The organism is Pseudomonas guariconensis (assembly GCF_900102675.1).
Classification (GTDB): Bacteria; Pseudomonadota; Gammaproteobacteria; order Pseudomonadales; family Pseudomonadaceae; genus Aquipseudomonas; species Aquipseudomonas guariconensis.
In genome coordinates this window covers 149,519-166,472 of sequence record NZ_FMYX01000006.1, presented here as the reverse complement: position 1 = coordinate 166,472, position 16,954 = coordinate 149,519, and the positions used below count along the sequence as shown (strand labels likewise).

15 protein-coding genes and 1 tRNA gene are annotated in these 16,954 nt (G+C 63.8%); 12 read left to right on the top strand and 4 right to left on the bottom strand.

Translation table 11 applies throughout. The annotated features are described in order from the left end of the window. The 4 genes from BLS27_RS12365 to BLS27_RS12350 all read left to right on the top strand — a co-directional run bounded on the left by BLS27_RS12365 (nt 1) and on the right by BLS27_RS12350 (nt 4,126). Entirely contained in the window at nt 1–981 is a 981-nt protein-coding gene (locus BLS27_RS12365) for a Bug family tripartite tricarboxylate transporter substrate binding protein (RefSeq protein WP_070574884.1), read from the top strand. A 147-nt stretch (nt 982–1,128) separates the two neighbouring features. Next, complete coding sequence (locus BLS27_RS12360; protein WP_043206454.1) at nt 1,129–1,587, top strand: tripartite tricarboxylate transporter TctB family protein; 459 nt, start codon at nt 1,129–1,131, stop codon at nt 1,585–1,587. A 3-nt stretch (nt 1,588–1,590) separates the two neighbouring features. After that, nucleotides 1,591–3,105 (top strand): tripartite tricarboxylate transporter permease, encoded by a 1,515-nt coding sequence (locus BLS27_RS12355; RefSeq protein WP_043206453.1) that lies wholly within the window; start codon nt 1,591–1,593, stop codon nt 3,103–3,105. Then, entirely contained in the window at nt 3,098–4,126 is a 1,029-nt protein-coding gene (locus BLS27_RS12350) for an AbrB family transcriptional regulator (RefSeq protein ID WP_090344998.1), read from the top strand. The genes BLS27_RS12355 and BLS27_RS12350 overlap by 8 nt, the downstream gene beginning before the upstream one ends. A 93-nt stretch (nt 4,127–4,219) precedes the next feature. Here the strand turns inward: BLS27_RS12350 and ung are convergent, their stop codons facing one another. After that, complete coding sequence (gene ung, locus BLS27_RS12345) at nt 4,220–4,912, bottom strand: uracil-DNA glycosylase (protein WP_043206451.1); 693 nt, start codon at nt 4,910–4,912, stop codon at nt 4,220–4,222. A gap of 125 nt (nt 4,913–5,037) precedes the next feature. On the opposite strand from ung, the gene BLS27_RS12340 reads away from it, so the two are divergent. Next, nucleotides 5,038–6,144, top strand: coding sequence for an enoyl-CoA hydratase/isomerase family protein (locus BLS27_RS12340; RefSeq protein WP_043206450.1), 1,107 nt, complete (start codon nt 5,038–5,040; stop codon nt 6,142–6,144). A gap of 39 nt (nt 6,145–6,183) precedes the next feature. Here BLS27_RS12340 and BLS27_RS12335 read toward each other — a convergent pair whose 3' ends face one another. Next, entirely contained in the window at nt 6,184–6,657 is a 474-nt protein-coding gene (locus BLS27_RS12335) for a hypothetical protein (protein ID WP_090344996.1), read from the bottom strand. A 202-nt stretch (nt 6,658–6,859) separates the two neighbouring features. Here BLS27_RS12335 and BLS27_RS12330 point away from each other — a divergent pair, with 202 nt between their 5' ends. The 6 genes from BLS27_RS12330 (at nt 6,860) to BLS27_RS12305 (ending at nt 12,402) form a co-directional block, all read left to right on the top strand. Next, on the top strand, nt 6,860–7,081 hold the full coding sequence (locus BLS27_RS12330; RefSeq protein WP_043206448.1) for a cysteine-rich CWC family protein: 222 nt from the start codon (nt 6,860–6,862) through the stop codon (nt 7,079–7,081). 25 nt (nt 7,082–7,106) lie between these two features. Then, nucleotides 7,107–7,799, top strand: coding sequence for a pseudouridine synthase (locus tag BLS27_RS12325; RefSeq protein ID WP_090344994.1), 693 nt, complete (start codon nt 7,107–7,109; stop codon nt 7,797–7,799). A 368-nt stretch (nt 7,800–8,167) separates the two neighbouring features. Further along, the gene (locus BLS27_RS12320; protein ID WP_043206446.1) at nt 8,168–9,052 is read left to right on the top strand and encodes an alpha/beta fold hydrolase; all 885 of its coding nucleotides are present in this window, start codon (nt 8,168–8,170) and stop codon (nt 9,050–9,052) included. A 117-nt stretch (nt 9,053–9,169) separates the two neighbouring features. Beyond that, nucleotides 9,170–9,243, top strand: a tRNA-Gly gene (locus BLS27_RS12315). 306 nt (nt 9,244–9,549) lie between these two features. Next, nucleotides 9,550–11,253: a SulP family inorganic anion transporter gene (locus tag BLS27_RS12310; RefSeq protein ID WP_090344992.1), complete on the top strand. Its 1,704-nt coding sequence runs from the start codon at nt 9,550–9,552 to the stop codon at nt 11,251–11,253. 132 nt (nt 11,254–11,385) lie between these two features. Then, complete coding sequence (locus BLS27_RS12305; protein ID WP_043206441.1) at nt 11,386–12,402, top strand: DUF4917 family protein; 1,017 nt, start codon at nt 11,386–11,388, stop codon at nt 12,400–12,402. A gap of 41 nt (nt 12,403–12,443) precedes the next feature. Here BLS27_RS12305 and BLS27_RS12300 read toward each other — a convergent pair whose 3' ends face one another. Beyond that, nucleotides 12,444–13,661, bottom strand: coding sequence for a class I SAM-dependent methyltransferase (locus BLS27_RS12300; protein WP_090344990.1), 1,218 nt, complete (start codon nt 13,659–13,661; stop codon nt 12,444–12,446). Nucleotides 13,662–13,766: 105 nt separating this feature from the next. After that, nucleotides 13,767–14,384 (bottom strand): TPM domain-containing protein, encoded by a 618-nt coding sequence (locus BLS27_RS12295; RefSeq protein ID WP_070574840.1) that lies wholly within the window; start codon nt 14,382–14,384, stop codon nt 13,767–13,769. Between the two features lie 228 nt (nt 14,385–14,612). On the opposite strand from BLS27_RS12295, the gene bglX reads away from it, so the two are divergent. Next, complete coding sequence (gene bglX / locus BLS27_RS12290; RefSeq protein WP_043206527.1) at nt 14,613–16,904, top strand: beta-glucosidase BglX; 2,292 nt, start codon at nt 14,613–14,615, stop codon at nt 16,902–16,904. Nucleotides 16,905–16,954: the final 50 nt, after the last annotated feature.

The following is a 16,954-nucleotide window of genomic DNA, read 5'->3' as shown; positions in this document are numbered from 1 at the left end:
ATGACCTTTTCAATGCGCCGCCTCGTCCTGGCTACCGGTTGCCTGCTGCTGGCTGGCAACGCCCTGGCCGCTGAACCGAAACGCCCCGAATGCATCGCCCCCGCCTCGCCCGGTGGCGGCTTCGACCTGACCTGCAAACTGGTGCAAAGTGCCTTGGTCAACGAGAAGATCCTCTCCAAGCCCATGCGCGTGACCTACATGCCCGGCGGCGTCGGCGCGGTGGCCTACAACGCCGTGGTCGCCCAGCGCCCGGCCGATGCCGGCACTCTGGTGGCCTGGTCCAGCGGCTCCCTGCTCAACCTGGCCCAGGGCAAGTTCGGGCGCTTCGACGAGAACGCCGTGAAATGGCTGGCAGCTGTCGGCACCAGCTATGGTGCCATCGCCGTGAAGAGCGACTCGCCCTACAAGACCCTCGATGATCTGGTCGCGGCCTTGAAGAAAGACCCGAGCAAAGTCGTCATCGGCTCCGGCGGCACCGTCGGCAGCCAGGACTGGATGCAGACCGCCCTGATCGCCAAGGCCGCCGGCATCAATCCTCGCGACCTTCGCTACGTGGCCCTGGAAGGCGGCGGTGAAATCGCCACAGCGCTGCTCGGCGGGCATATTCAGGTGGGCTCCACCGACATCTCGGACTCCATGCCGCACATCCAGAGCGGTGACATGCGCATCCTCGCGGTGTTCTCCGAAACCCGCCTGGACGAGCCGGAAATGAAAGACATCCCCACCGCCAAGGAACAAGGCTACGACATCGTCTGGCCAGTAGTACGCGGCTTCTACCTAGGGCCAAAGGTCAGCGACGAGGACTACGCCTGGTGGAAAGCCTCCTTCGACAAACTGCTGGCCTCCGAGGACTTCGCCAAGCTGCGTGACCAGCGTGAGCTGTTCCCGTTCGCCATGACCGGGCAGGAGCTGGACACCTACGTGAAGAAGCAGGTCGCCGACTACAAGGCCCTGGCCCGGGAATTCGGCCTGGTCCAGTAGATCGAGCTGCAACGCTGCTCCCCTTTAGGGGGCGGTTTACCCGCGAAACGGACACCGCCGACGCGTGGCCTGGGCTGCGCCCTGGGTCGCAGGTAAACCCGCTCCCAAAGGGTCGGCGCCGTACCGAACAATTCCGAGGATTCCCTCATGATCCTGCAACGCATTTTTGCCCTGGCTCTGCTGGCGGTATGCGCCGCCCTGGCCGTGATGGCCTGGCCGTACCAGGCTGCGTTTTCCTACGAGCCTGTAGGTCCACGGGCCTATCCCTTGCTGATGCTCGGCCTGATGGGCGTGGCTCTGCTCTACCTGGCCGTTCGCCCAACGCCCATCGTGCGCAAGGACGACGAACCGCCGCTGGACCGTGAAACCCTGGTCAAGATCAGCGGCTGTGTGGGCCTGCTGATCGTCTTCGCCAGCACCTTCGAGTCGCTCGGTTTCATCCTCAGCGCCGTACTCGTCGGCGTACCCATGGCACGCCTGTATGGCGGGCGCTGGCTGCACAGTCTGATCGTGGTGGGCGCCATGAGCCTGCTGCTCTACTGGCTGTTCGACCGCGTGATGGATGTACCTCTGCCCCTCGGCCTGCTGGATGTACTGGAGAACTGACACATGGATACCTTGAGCTATCTGGGCCAGGGCTTCGGCGTCGCCCTGAGCCCGTACAACCTGGTCACCGCCCTGACCGGCACCCTCATCGGCACCGTGGTCGGCCTGCTGCCGGGCCTTGGGCCGATCAATGGTGTGGCACTGCTGATCCCCATCGCCTTTGCCCTGGGCCTGCCACCTGAATCGGCGCTGATCCTGCTGGCCGCGGTCTATCTCGGCTGCGAGTATGGCGGAAGGATCAGCTCGATCCTGCTGAACATTCCCGGCGAAGCCTCCACCGTGATGACCACCCTTGACGGCTACCCCATGGCCCGCCAAGGCCTGGCCGGCGTCGCTCTGTCGCTGTCGGCGTGGAGCTCGTTCATCGGCGCCTTCATCGCCACCTGCGGCATGGTGCTATTCGCTCCGCTGCTGGCGAAATGGGCGATCGCCTTCGGGCCCGCCGAATACTTCGTGCTGATGGTGTTCGCCATCGTCGCCCTGGGCGGCATGGCCGGCGACAAACCACTGAAGACCTTCATCGCCGCGCTGATCGGCCTGTTCCTGTCCAGCGTCGGCATCGACGCCAACAGCGGCGTGTACCGCTTTACCGGCGACAGCGTGCACCTGGCCGATGGCATCCAGTTCGTGGTGCTGGTACTGGGTCTGTTCTCCATCAGCGAGATCTTGCTGTTGCTGGAAAAGACCCACCATGGCCACGAAGCGGTGAAGGCCACTGGGCGCATGCTGTTCAACCTCAAGGAAGCCGCTTCGGTGTTCATCGTCAACCTGCGCTGCGGCCTGCTGGGCTTCGTCATGGGCGTACTGCCCGGCGCCGGCGCGACCCTGGCCAGTGCCGTGGCCTACATGACCGAGAAACGCATCGCTGGCGACAAGGGCAAGTTCGGCAAGGGCGACGCGCGCGGCCTGGCCGCTCCGGAAACCGCCATCGGCGCCTCCTGCTGCGGCGCCCTGGTGCCGATGCTGACCCTGGGCGTGCCGGGTTCCGGCACCACCGCGGTGATGATCGGTGCACTGACCCTGTACAACATCACCCCAGGCCCGCTGCTGTTCGAACAGCAACCTGACATTGTCTGGGGGCTGATCGCCTCGCTGTTCATCGCCAACATCATGCTGGTGATCCTGAACATTCCGATGATCCGCATCTTCACCCGCATCCTCGCCGTGCCGAATTGGGCGCTGGTGCCGGTGATCGCGATCATCACCGGGATCGGCGTGTACGCCGTGCATGCGACCACCTTCGATCTGTTCCTGATGGTCGGCATCGGCATCATGGGCTACATCCTGCGCAAGCTGGACTTCCCGCTGTCGCCGATTCTGCTCGGCTTCATCCTGGGCGGGCTGATGGAGCAGAACCTGCGCCGCGCACTATCGATCTCCAACGGCGAGCTGGGCATCCTCTGGTCGAGCCCGATCAGCATGTCGGTGTGGGTGCTGACCTTCTGCATGCTGACCCTGCCGTTGCTGCGCAGCTGGCGTAAACGTAGCCTGCAGCGTCGGGCGATGGCCGATGCCTGATCGGTCACCGCCGTTCTGGGCTACCGGGCTGGTCGGTCTTGCTGGCGGGTTTCTCGCCAGCAAGGTCGGCTGGCCTTTGCCGTGGATGGTCGGCTCGTTGTTGGCAATCATCCTGGTGCGCTGCCTGACACCCTGGCAGCTGTCGGAAATCCCCAATGGCCGCAAGTGCGGGCAGTGGATCATCGGCATCGGTATCGGCCTGCACTTCACCCCAGCGGTCATCGAGCAAGTGGCCAGCCACTTTGGTCTGATCTTCTTCGGGGCACTGTTCACCACGTTGTCAGCAGTGATCAGCGTCTGGCTGCTCAGGCGTACCGGTGAAGACCGCGCCACGGCGTTCTTCGCCAGCATGCCGGGGGGCTCGGGTGAGATGGTCAACCTGGGCGCACGCAACGGTGCGGTGCTCAGCCAGGTGGCCGCAGCCCAGAGCCTGCGGGTGTTGGCAGTGGTGCTGTGCGTGCCGGCGCTGTTCAAGTTTTTGCTCGGCGATGGCGTGCCGCTGACCCACGCAGGCAGCGTCAGTTGGGGCTGGCTGACCCTGATCGCGCCGTTTGGTGTGTTGGCCGCGTTGATCTGGCAGCGCCTGCGCCAGCCCAACCCGTGGCTGTTCGGTCCGCTGTTGGTTGCCGCCTGCGTGAGCCTGGCGGGGAACCTGCAGATCGCCCTGCCGCCCGGCGCCAGCCAGATCGGACAGTGGCTGATCGGCAGTGGCTTGGCCTGCCACTTCAACCGGGCGTTCTTTCGCCGGGCGCCGTCCTTCCTGGGGCGGACCTTGCTGGCGACCTTCCTGTGCATGTTGATCGCCGCCAGCGCGGCCTGGGTGTTGAGTATGATGACCCAGCTGGACCTGCGCTCGCTGACCCTGGGAATGATGCCTGGCGGTATCGCCGAAATGAGCCTGACGGCCGAGACCTTGCAACTGTCAGTACCGTTGGTGACGGCACTGCAGGTGATGAGGTTGCTGTTCGTGCTGTTTCTGGCCGAGCCGTTGTTCCGGCGCTGGAACACGAACCGACCGTGACGGCGTGCAGTTTTCTTCGCGGGTAAACCCGCTCCCACAAGGCTTATCGCCGCCCCTGTGGGAGCGTTCCCGCGAAGAAGGCCACACGTTTTTTCAGAGCGGCGGCAACGACCAGTTGATCGGCGCCAGCCCACGCTGCTCGAGGAAGCTGTTGGTGCGGCTGAAATGCCCGCATCCGAAGAAGCCCCGATACGCCGACAGCGGCGACGGGTGCACCGACTTGAGTACCAGGTGCCGAGTGCCGTCGATCAGCTTCTGCTTGCTCTGGGCATGCGAGCCCCACAGCAGGAACACCACGTTTTCGCACTGCTCGCTGACCACCTGGATGACCCGATCGGTGAATGGCTGCCAGCCCGCGTTGGCGTGGGAGGCCGCGTTGCCGCGTTGCACGGTCATGGTGGTGTTGAGCAGCAACACCCCCTGCTCCGCCCAGCTTTGCAGGTAACCATGGTTGGGAATCGGCAAGTTGAGGTCGCGGTGCAGCTCTTTGTAGATGTTCACCAGCGACGGCGGCGTCGGCACGCCAGGCTGCACCGAGAAGCACAGGCCATGGGCCTGGCCTGGCCCGTGGTAAGGGTCCTGGCCGAGGATCACCACCTTCACCTTGTCCAGCGGCGTGGAATTGAGCGCGTTGAAGATCAGCGGCCCCGGCGGGTAGATCTCCTTGCCCGCCGCATATTCCTCGCGCAGGAACTCGCGCAGCTTGTGCATGTAGGGTTGGTCGAACTCGGCGCGCAACGCGGCCTTCCAGCCGGGTTCGAGTTTGATGCGATCGTCGTCAGTCATGGGGCCATCCGTAAACAATGGCGCGACACTAGGTAAGCCGCCCGGCCTTGTCAATCGATCCGACCGACGACCGCCATGATCGTCTGTGGGGTCCATACTTGTGCGATGACTACACGAGGTCGCCCATGTCCATTCAATGCGAGGTACTCACAGGCGCCGATGGCGCGCGCATCGGCATCGCCACCCTGGATGCGCCCAAGGCGCTCAATGCCCTGAACCTGCCTATGATCGAGGTCCTCGATGAGCGCCTGCGCGCCTGGGCCAACGATCCGGGCATCGTCTGCGTGCTGCTGCGCGGCAGCGGGCCCAAGGCGTTCTGTGCAGGCGGCGATGTACGTGCGCTGGTCCAGGCCTGCCGCGACCACCCCGGTAGCGTCCCGCCCCTGGCCGCCACCTTCTTCGCCGCCGAGTACCGGCTCGATTATCGCCTGCACACCTATCCCAAGCCCTTGCTGTGCTGGGGGCATGGCCACGTGCTCGGCGGGGGGATGGGCCTTCTGCAGGCCGCGGGCATCCGCATCGTCACTCCCAGCAGCCGGCTGGCCATGCCGGAAATCAGCATCGGGCTGTATCCGGACGTCGGCGCCAGCTGGTTCCTTTCCCGCCTGCCCGGCAAGCTCGGCCTGTTCCTTGGGCTGACTGGCGCGCCGATCAACGCCCGCGACGCCCTGGACCTTGGCCTGGCTGATCGCCTGCTGGGCGAGCATCAGCAAGAAGCCCTGATCGAGGAACTGCTGCAACTGAATTGGCAGGAGCAGACCGCCCTACAGCTGAACAGCCTGCTCAAGGCCGAACAGCACCGGGCCTGCGCCGACCTGCCCGAAGCCCAGTGGTTGCCGCGCCGGGCATTGATCGACGAGCTGCTCGACGTAGCCGACCCTGCTGCCGCCTGGCGGGCGTTATCCGACCTGAGCCGTCATGCCGACCCACTGCTGGCCGAGGCCGGCCGACGCTTGCACGAGGGCTGTCCGCTGACCGCGCACTTGGTGTGGGAGCAGATCCGCCGGGCCAAATACCTGTCGCTGGCCCAAGTGTTCCAGATGGAATTCACCATGAGCCTGAACTGCTGCCGTCACCCGGAGTTCAGCGAGGGCGTGCGTGCCCGTTTGCTGGACAAGGACAACCAGCCACGCTGGCACTGGCCGGACATCGCCCAGGTGCCAGCGGCGGTGGTCGAGGCGCATTTCACCAAAGTCTGGGAGGGGCGCCATCCCCTGGCTGATCTGGAATGAGCGCCGCTCCGGCAGGCAGACCGGGCTCAAGCCCGGTGATCAACGCCGCCAGTTACGACCGTCGTCCCCGTGCCTGCCATCATGACGACGATTGTTGTCGCCTCGACCATTGGAATGCCAACGGTCGTTCTGCGGCCGGCGATTGTCGTTGCGATAGTCATGACGGTCCCGGTCCCGCCCATAGTCATAGCGATGACGGTTGCCATAGTCGTTGCGCGGATTGCCATGCCATTGATTCACCTGATGCCCCGGGTAAGGCCGATAGTGGGGCGTGGGCGCCGGGCGGTAATAACGAGGTGCGGGTTGATAGTAGCGAGGCGCGCTCTGGTAGTAGCGCGGCTGGCTGATGTAGTAACGATCCTGACGGTAATAGCCCGGATAATAGTCGCGGTCGCTTGAGTAGTAGTCCGAGCGGTAGTAACCCGAGCGGTAGTAACCTCCGTCCTCGTAGTAAGGGACGCAGGCGCTGGTGAGGAGTGCCAACAAGGCGATCAGCAGAATTCGTAGGTACATGGCGGCCTCCTGGACCGCGGGAGTGCCCGACACAGCGGCGCTGGCGAGCATCGATGGCAATACGTACATCGACACCGAATAAGACCGTTGCGCCCGGGTGCAGTGCCATTTTCGCAATGAATTGAAACAGGTTGCCGACAGCCGGAAACACCCTGTCGCCATAACCGGTAGAATGCCTGCTACCTAGACGTCTGGATCCGACATGAACGACAAACAGCGCTGCCCGGCCTGTGGCGCCCTGAATCAGTGCAGCCTGGCCGACCCACGCCTCGCCACGCAGCCCTGCTGGTGTTTCACCGTCACCATCGATCCGGCCGCGCTCAGGGCGCTGCCCGACGAATTGCGCAACAAGGCTTGCCTGTGTCCTCGATGCGCCGAGGTCGATGACCAGCTCAAGGCGGCGCAATCAGCGTCCAACCGCTAGCCCTTTTTTCGAACCGCTCAGTGCCATGCGTCTTGATCGTTTTCTCGCCAACTTGCCCTGCTACAACCGCCAGCAGGTCCGCCTGCTGCTGGTGCAACAGCGCGTGCGCGTCGATGGCATGGTTGCCACCGACCCGCGCCAGGAAGTACGCGAATTCAGCCGGGTCGAAGTGGACGAGCAAGTACTCCAAGCCGGTCGCCCGGCGCGCTACCTCATGCTGCACAAGCCCAGCGGCTGCGTCAGCGCCACCCAGGATCCACAGCACCCTACCGTGCTAGACCTGCTGCCGGCCGAACTGCGCGAAGACCTGCACATCGCTGGCCGCCTGGACTACAACACCACCGGGTTGATGATCCTGACCAACGACGGTCAATGGTCGCGGCGCCTGACCCAGCCCAAGACCAAGCTGCCGAAGATCTATCACGTCCAGACCGAAGACGAGATCGGCGAGCACTACGTGGCCAAGTTCCGCGAAGGCTTCTACTTCGCCTTCGAGGACCTCACCACCCTCCCCGCGCAACTGGACATTCTCGGACCGCGCCAGGCGCGGCTGGCAATCGTCGAAGGCCGCTATCACCAGGTAAAGCGCATGTTCGGGCACTTCGACAACAAGGTGGTGGGGCTGCACCGGGAGCGGATGGGCTGCATTGGCCTGGATCCTGCTTTGGCTCCGGGTGAGTATCGTGAACTGACGGCCGAAGAGATCGCCTCGGTCTGAACCTCGAAGCCTCTGCGCAGGTGGGCCCCTGCATAGAGCGGTATAGACAGGTTCATCCCGTTGTTTTTCTCGTGCCATCCCCCTGAACGGCACTTGCGAGATCGCCACCCTGCTGCTTGAATCAAACTCGTCGGTCCGCATGTGACTTATCGGTCACGATTGCAGTCCAAGACGCCTTTTGCCGGTCACCCAGGGTCTCGATGCCCTGGGGCACGGCAAACCGCCCACCTAGAACAAATACCGTCGACGACCGTGCCATGGATCGACACAAGGGCCCCCGGTTTCTCTTCCAGGCGTATGCCTACCTGTCATAAACAACGTGCACCCTAGGTCACGCGAATACCCTTTTTGCGCCAGGAGTCGATGACATGAGGCCAGAAATCGCTGTGCTTGATATCCAAGGTCAGTATCGGGTTTACACGGAGTTCTATCGCGCGGAAGCAGCAGAGAAGACGATCATCCTGATCAATGGATCGCTGGCCACAACGGCCTCTTTCGCCCAGACGGTGCGCAGCCTGCACCCGCATTTCAACGTTGTGTTGTACGACCAGCCCTATGCTGGCAAGTCCAAGCCGCACAACCATCAGGAACGGCTGATCACCAAGGAGACCGAGGCGCACATTCTCCTGGAGCTGATCGAGCACTTCCAGGCCGACCATGTGATGTCGTTCTCCTGGGGCGGTGCCTGTGCCCTGCTGGCGCTGGCGCACCAGCCGAGCCGGGTGAAGAAGGCCGTGGTCAGTTCGTTCTCGCCGATCATCAACGAGCCAATGCGCGACTACCTGGCGCGCGGTTGCCAGTACCTGGCCGCCTGCGACCGCTACCAGGTGGGCAACCTGGTCAACGACACCATCGGCAAGTACCTGCCGTCGCTGTTCAAGCGCTTCAACTACCGCCATGTGAGCAGCCTGGACAGCCATGAGTACGCGCAAATGCACTTCCACATCAACCAGGTGCTGGATCATGATCTGGAGCGAGCCCTGAAATCGGCGCGCAACATCGACATCCCGGTGCTGTTCATCAATGGCGACCGTGACGAGTACACCACCGTCGAGGATGCGCGGCATTTCAGCCAGCACGTGGTCCAAAGCCATTTCAGCGTCATCCGCGATGCCGGTCACTTCCTGGATATCGAGCACAAGAGCGCGTGCGAGGACACCCGGGCCGCGATGCTTGGCTTCCTCAACCCGACGCTGCGCCAACCCCGTCAACGCAGTCACTACGTACAGGGGCAGCATGCACTGGCTATCTGAGTGGTTCGGCGACGTCTAGCCCTTGCAGTGCCCCGGGCTACACGTCGCCGACAGGCCTTTTTGCACGGCCGGGCTTCTCATGACTGGCGTGTTCTGGTAAAAATGTCGGCTTCTGAAGCGGGTATAGTTGAATGGTACAACTATAGCTTCCCAAGCTATCGGTGAGGGTTCGATTCCCTCTACCCGCTCCACTTTCCTCCAGGCGCAGCCCGCGCCGATCCAGCCTTAATCAATACAAGCCCCCATCGCCTATCGCGAGGCGCGCCTGTTCGTATCTACGTAGTCCTGGACAATCCAAAGGCCGCTATCCATCGCAGGCTCCGACAGCTTCCGGGATTGTGAACCTCCCCTTCGCTGCCCAATCTCCGCTGTTCTTGACCTAGCCCATAGCCATCATCGACCCGATCAGCTTGAATGCTGTCCGTGGGCTCGCAAGCGAAGCGGCCTCAGGACACTTATGCTGATCAGCACCCCGAAACATTTCCAAGGACGCGTGCATGTTTCTCTCCCGCTGGCTACCGGGCCTGGCCAATCTGCTGCACTACCGCCGCGAGTGGTTCCACGCTGACCTTCAGGCCGGCCTTTCGGTGGCCGCGATCCAGATCCCCATTGCCATCGCCTATGCCCAGATCGTCGGCCTGCCACCCCAGTACGGGCTATACGCCTGCGTGCTGCCGATGATCGTCTATGCCCTGGTCGGCAGCTCCCGCCAACTCATGGTCGGCCCGGACGCCGCTACTTGCGCCATGATCGCCGGCGCCGTCGCCCCACTGGCGATGGGCGATCCGCACCGCATCGCCGAGCTTTCGGTGATCGTCACGGTGCTGGTCGGCGTGATGCTGATCGCCGCCGGCGTCGCGCGGGCGGGCTTCATCGCCAGCTTCTTCTCGCGCCCCATCCTGATCGGCTATCTCAATGGTATCGGCCTGAGTCTGATCGCCGGGCAGATGAGCAAGGTGGTGGGGTTCAAGATCGAAGGCGACGGTTTCATCCTTAGCCTGATCAACTTTCTCCAGCGCCTGGGCGAGATCCACTGGCTGACCCTGGCCATCGGCCTGGTCGGCCTGGGCCTGCTGGTCTGGCTGCCGCGACGCTACCCCCGCTTGCCGGCAGCGCTGGTGACCGTGGCGGTATTCACCTTGCTGGCCGGCCTGTTCGGCCTCGACCGCTTCGGCGTCGCCATTCTCGGCCCGGTGCCAGCAGGCATTCCGGAGCTGGCATGGCCGCAAAGCACCCTGGCGGAAACCAAAAGCCTGTTGCGCGATGCCCTGGGCATCGCCACCGTCAGTTTCTGCAGCGCGATGCTCACCGCTCGCAGCTTCGCCGCCCGCCACGGCTATGCGATCAATGCCAACCACGAGTTCGTTGCCCTCGGCGTGAGCAACCTGGCGGCGGGGATGTCCCAGGGCTTTGCCATCAGCGGCGCCGACTCGCGCACGGCGGTCAACGACATGGTCGGAGGCAAGAGCCAACTGGTCGGCATCATCGCCGCGCTGGTAATCGCCTTGATTCTGCTGTTCTTCACCGCCCCCATGGCGTGGATTCCCCAGGCGGCGCTGGGCGCCGTCTTGTTGATGGCCGGCTGGGGGTTGATCGATGTGAAGTCCCTGAGCAAGATCCACAAGCTCAGCCGCTTCGAATTCTGGCTGTGCCTGCTCACCACCGCCGGCGTCCTCAGTCTGGGTGTGCTGCCTGGGATCATCTTCGCCGTGACCCTGGCGATCCTGCGCCTGCTGTACAGCATCTATCAGCCCACCGACGCCGTCCTTGGCTGGCTGCCCGGCGTCGAGGGCCAGGTCGACGTTCGCCATCACCCCGAAGCGCGGACGGTGCCGGGCCTTGTGGTGTATCGCTTCGACGACGCGATCCTGTTTTTCAACGCCGACTACTTCAAGATGCGCCTGCTCGATGCCGTCCAAGGTGAGAGCAAGCCCCAGGCCGTACTGTTCGACGCCGAGGCGGTGACCAGCATCGACGTCAGCGGCGTCGCCGCCCTGCGCGAAGTGCGCGACACCCTCGCCGCCCAAGGTATCTACTTCGCCATCGCCCGCGCCCGTGGCAACTTCCTGCGCATGCTGGTGCGCTCAGGCATGGCGCGGGAAATGGAAGAAAAGCTGCTGTTCGGCTCGGTGCGTGCAGGAATTCGGGCGTATCGGGTGTGGCGCAACCGCACACGCCGACATCCGGTACTCGAACCGTAAGCAGTCCGTGGCCCGGTCACGAGCAGGCACGCGCTGGGGAGGCCTGGCCTAGGCAAGCGCGGTGCGCGTCCCGCATCAAGGCTGCGGCATGCTAAAGTCCCCGCGTTCCTCGCCTTGCCCAATGGACCTGCCATGCCTTCTCTCGATGCCCACCTGCCCTCCTGGCAGGCGCTCAATGACCGCCATCCCTGCACTGCCCTGCTGGTGGGCAACGGCGCCAGCCGTGCCGTGTGGAAGCCGTTCGGCTACTTCTCGCTGTTCGAGGAGGCCCAGCGGGTCCGTCACAAGGCCTTGGGCGTAAGCGACCAGGCGCTGTTCAAGTCCCTGGGTACCGAGCTGTTCGAGCCGGTGCTCAGCACCCTGAACACCACGGTACGCGCCAATGCCGCGCTGGCCATCAACTCCACCGCGCCACTGAACCGCTACTACTCGATCAAGGAAGCCCTGATCCACGCCACGCGCGCCGTGCACCTGCCCTGGACGCGCGTGCCGAGCGACACCTTGGCGACGATCAACCAGGCTCTGCGCAGCTACCGCAACGTCTACACCAGTAACTACGACCTGCTCCTGCCTTGGGCTGTCAATCAGGCGCCGGAAGGCTTCGCCACGCTGTTCGACGAGCAGGGCTTCTTCGATGTGCGCCGCACCGCGACCGAAGGCATCCGCATCGTTCATCTGCACGGCGGGCTGCACCTGCTCAAACTCCCCGACGGCACCACCCGCCAGCGCAGCGCCGAATGCGCCGAGCTGCTCGAAGGCTTTGCCGTGAACATTCCGGGGGAAGTGCCGCTGTTCGTCAACGAGAGCCGCAGCGAAGAAAAACTGCGCGCTATCCGCGCCTCGGACTACCTGTCGTGGGGGTTGGGCCAACTGTCCGGGGAACGCGAGGGCCTATGCCTGTTCGGCCAGCACCTGGACGCCAGCGATCAGCACCTGCTCGAGGCCATTCGCCAAGCCCGGCCCACGCACCTGTCGATCGCCATCCGCCCCTTGAGCGAAGCGTCGATCATCAACCAGAAGCAGCATTTCATGCAGCGCTTCGCCGACCTGCCAGGAACGGCCGTGCACTTCTTCGACGCCGCCAGCCACCCGCTGGGCAACCCGGCGTTGGCAATCGTGGGACCGGCAGAACACGCCCGACCCAGATGAATGCTCCACCTGTCATGGGCTGCTGTACACCCCAAGACAGGTCAAGCGGCGAGCAACCCATCCTGACGCAACAACGTCTCCAGGCAATGCTCCTTCACGCCATAGAACGCCTTCAGCTGCTCGATCTTGGCCAGCAATGCGGTGTTGTCCCCCGCCTGCCGGCGCTTGACCGCCAGAATCATCTTGTTCTTGTTGGTGTGCTCCAGGGAGATGAACTCGAACACCTTGGTCTCGTAGCCGCAGGCCTCGAGGTAAAGGGCGCGTAGGCTGTCGGTGAGCATCTCGGCCTGCTGGCCGAGGTGCAGGCCGTACTGCAACATCGGCTGGAGCAGGCCTGGGCTGTGCAGTTGCGGGCGGATCTGCTTGTGGCAGCACGGCGAGCACATGATGATCGCGGCGTTGCAACGGATGCCGGTATGGATGGCGTAGTCGGTGGCAATGTCGCAGGCGTGCAACGCGATCATCACCTCGATGGCTTCGGGCACCACGCTGCGCACGTCGCCGCACTGGAACTCAAGGCCAGGGTGCTCCAGCCGCGCGGCAGCGGCGTTGCACAGGTCGACCATGTCCTGACGCAGCTCGACACCGGTCACCAGGGCTTCACGCACCAGGCTGTTGCGCAGGTAGTCGTGCATGGCGAAGGTCAGGTAGCCCTTGCCCGAACCGAAATCCGCCACCCGTAGCGGCTGGTCCATGGTCAGGGGTGCGCTGGCCAGGGCGTGGTCGAAGACCTCGATGAACTTGTTGATCTGCTTCCACTTGCGCGACATGGACGGAATCAACGCGCCCTGGGCATCGGTCACTCCTAGATCGCGCAAGAACGGCCGCGACAGCTCCAGGTAGCGCTTCTTCTCCCGATCATGGGTAGTGGCAGCCTGTTCACGGGCAGGTTGGGCGATGTGGCGCTGGAGCATCGGCTTGCCCTTTTTGCTGAAACCCAGCTGCACCTCGCCCTCGGCGGTGAACAGATGTGCATTGCGAAAACTCTCGGGCAACAGCTCGGCCACCAGCGTCTGGGCCTGCTCCAGCGGCAGGTTGCGGGTAATGTCACGGGTCTGGTGGCGGTAGACCAGCGACAGGCAGTCCTGGCCCTTGACCTGTAAAGGCTTGGCGATGATCCGCTGAAGGGTCTGGTCAACGCCGACATGGCGCGCCAGCACCAGCTTGACCAGGGTACCGGCCTGCAAGGCATCGGCCAGCAAAGCCAGGAACTGGGCACGCGCATCCGGCGCGGTGATAGCGGAGGGAGTGGCGGACATGGAAAGTGGGTGCCTCGAATCGCGGGGGGGGGGCGCGCAGCGCGCAATGGCCGACATTTTACGTCGATGCCCGGCCAGCGCGAAGCTTTAATCGATGGACGCGGCTCAGTCCAGGATCACCAGGCGGTTGGGCAGCTCGTTGCGCGCGAAGGTCGGCGGTACGTGTTCGCTTAGCAGCTCGCCACAGGCTTCGATGCAATCGACGAAGCCCTGCAGGGTCTGGCCCTGGCACACCTGCTCGGTAAAGCGGGCGATGATGGCATCCCACGGCTGCTCGGGCAGATGCCGGGCAATGCCCTCGTCGACCAGGATCTCCACATGTCGCTCGGCCTCGCTGACGAAGATCAGCACCCCGGTAGCACCGGCGGTGTGTTGCAAGTTGAGCTCGAGAAACTGTTGCCGAGCCAGGCCCGAGGCGCGGCGCTGACGCAACAGGCGCGGGACCAGGCGGCTGGCCAAACGTGGATTGCGCAGCAGCAGGCACAGGCCGACGAACGTCACTACCTGGACCACCAACAGGCTGCGCAAATCAGGCCACCCCAAGGCCATGTGCGCCAGGCCCGGTATGGCCAAAGCCAGCAGCGCGGCCCATAGCAGGGGCAGGTAGGCGTAATCGTCCGCGCGGCGCGCCAGCACGGTCACCAGTTCCGCATCGGTGCGTTGCTCGGCCCGAGCGATGGCCTCGGCAATCTGGCGCTGCTCGTATTCGTTGAAGACAGTCATGCCATGGGTCTCTCGATCGTTCTTATTGTTGTTGTCCCGACAGCCGGTCGGCGGGAAGTGTATCTCATGATGCCCGCCATATAAGGCATAATCCGCCGCTGCATTGGACCAGGCAGGGCCGATCAGCCAAGTGAAGCCCGGCGAACTGTACAACAATAGCCGCCAAGAAAAACTCCGGCCGTACACGTATCCCCCTGGATACGGCAAGGGGCCACGACAATGGAATTCATGATGAAACTGTCTTTGCTGGGCCTGGCCATGGGCCTTGCCAGTCAGGCGGCCCTGGCCGCCACCTCCGCACCGCCGCTGCAGGACAAGCAGGCGTTCATCGAACACCTGATCGGCCAGATGACCGAGGCCGAGAAGATCGGCCAGTTGCGCCTGATCAGCATCGGCCCGGAAATGCCCCGCGAGAAGATCCGTGAAGAAATCGCGGCCGGACGCATCGGCGGCACCTTCAACTCGCGCACTGCCCCCGAGAACCGGCCGATGCAGGACGCTGCTATGCGCAGCCGCCTGAAGATCCCGATGTTCTTCGCCTACGACACCATCCATGGCGAGCGCACCATTTTCCCGATCGGCCTGGGCCTGGCGGCGACTTGGGACATGGACGCCATTGCCAAGGTCGGCCGCACCTCGGCGATCGAGGCGGCCGCCGACTCCCTGGACATGACCTTCGGCCCGATGGTCGATATCGCCCGCGACCCACGCTGGGGCCGCACCAGCGAGGGCTTCGGTGAGGACACCTATCTCACTTCGAAAATCGGCCAGGTAATGGTCAAGGCATTCCAGGGCACCAGCCCGGCCGAACCCGACAGCATCATGGCCATCGTCAAGCACTTCGCCCTGTACGGCGCGGTGGAAGGCGGGCGCGACTACAACACAGTCGATATGAGCCTGCCGAAGATGTACAACGACTACCTGCCGCCCTACCGCGCCAGCCTGGAGGCCGGCGCCGGTGGCGTGATGGTCGCACTGAACTCGATCAATGGCGTGCCGGCCACCTCCAACACCTGGCTGATGAACGACCTGCTGCGCAAGGAGTGGGGCTTCAAGGGTGTGACCATCAGCGACCACGGCGCCATCCAGGAACTGATCCGCCATGGCGTGGCCCAGGACGGTCGCGAAGCCGCCAAGCTGGCCATCAAGGCCGGTATCGACATGAGCATGAACGACACGCTCTACGGCGAGGAACTGCCCGGCCTGCTCAAGTCCGGTGAAGTGACCCAGGCCGAACTGAACCAGGCCGTGCGCGAAGTGCTGGGCGCCAAGTACGACATGGGCCTGTTCAAGGACCCGTACGTGCGCATCGGCAAGGCCGAAAACGACGTCAAGGATTACTACGCTGAAAGCCGCCTGCACCGCGAAGCCGCCCGTGACGTGGCACGCCGCAGCCTGGTCCTGCTGGAAAACCGCGACCAGACCCTGCCTCTGAAGAAGGCCGGCACCATCGCCTTGGTCGGCCCTCTGGCCGATGCACCAATCGACATGATGGGCAGTTGGGCCGCCGACGGCAAACCGGAACACTCTGTGACCGTGCGCGAAGGCCTGCGCCGCGCCTTGGAGGGCAAGGCCAAGCTGCTTTACGCCAAAGGCTCGAACGTCACCGGCGACAAGGCCATCTTCGACTACCTGAACTTCCTCAACTTCGCCGCGCCCGAGATCGTCGACGACCCGCGTCCAGCCGCCGTGCTGATCGACGAAGCGGTCAAGGCCGCCAAACAATCGGATGTGGTGGTGGCGGTGGTCGGCGAGTCTCGCGGCATGTCCCACGAATCCTCCAGCCGTACCACGCTGGAAATCCCGGCAGTGCAGCGTGACTTGATCAAGGCGCTGAAGGCTACCGGCAAGCCTTTGGTACTGGTGTTGATGAACGGCCGCCCGCTGTCGCTGGCCTGGGAGCGTGAGCAGGCCGACGCATTGCTGGAAACCTGGTTCAGCGGCACCGAAGGCGGCAACGCGATCGCCGATGTACTGTTCGGCGACTACAACCCGTCCGGCAAGCTGGCGATCACCTTCCCGCGTTCGGTCGGGCAAATCCCGATGTACTACAACCACATGCGCATCGGCCGGCCATACACTCCGGGCAAGCCAGGCAACTACACCTCGCAGTACTTCGAGGAGCCCAACGGCCCGCTCTACCCGTTCGGCTATGGCCTGAGCTACAGCAGCTTCGAACTGTCCGGCCTGTCGTTGGGTAGCCAGCAGCTCAAGCGTGGCGGCACGCTGGAGGCCAAGGTGACGGTGAAGAACACCGGCAAGCGCGACGGCGAAACCGTGGTCCAGCTCTACGTTCAGGATGTCAGCGCTTCCATGAGCCGTCCGGTCAAAGAACTGAAAAACTTCCAGAAACTGATGCTCAAGGCTGGCGAGTCGCGCACCTTGACCTTCCGCATCAGCGAGGATGATCTGAAGTTCTACAATGGCCAGCTGCAACGGGTCGCAGAGCCGGGGCAGTTCAATGTCCAGGTCGGCCTCGACTCCGAGGCTGTGCAGCAGCAGAGCTTCGAGTTGCTGTGACAACTTCCGCCCGCAGGGTTGCGCCCTAAGCACAGCCCTGTGGGCGTGGG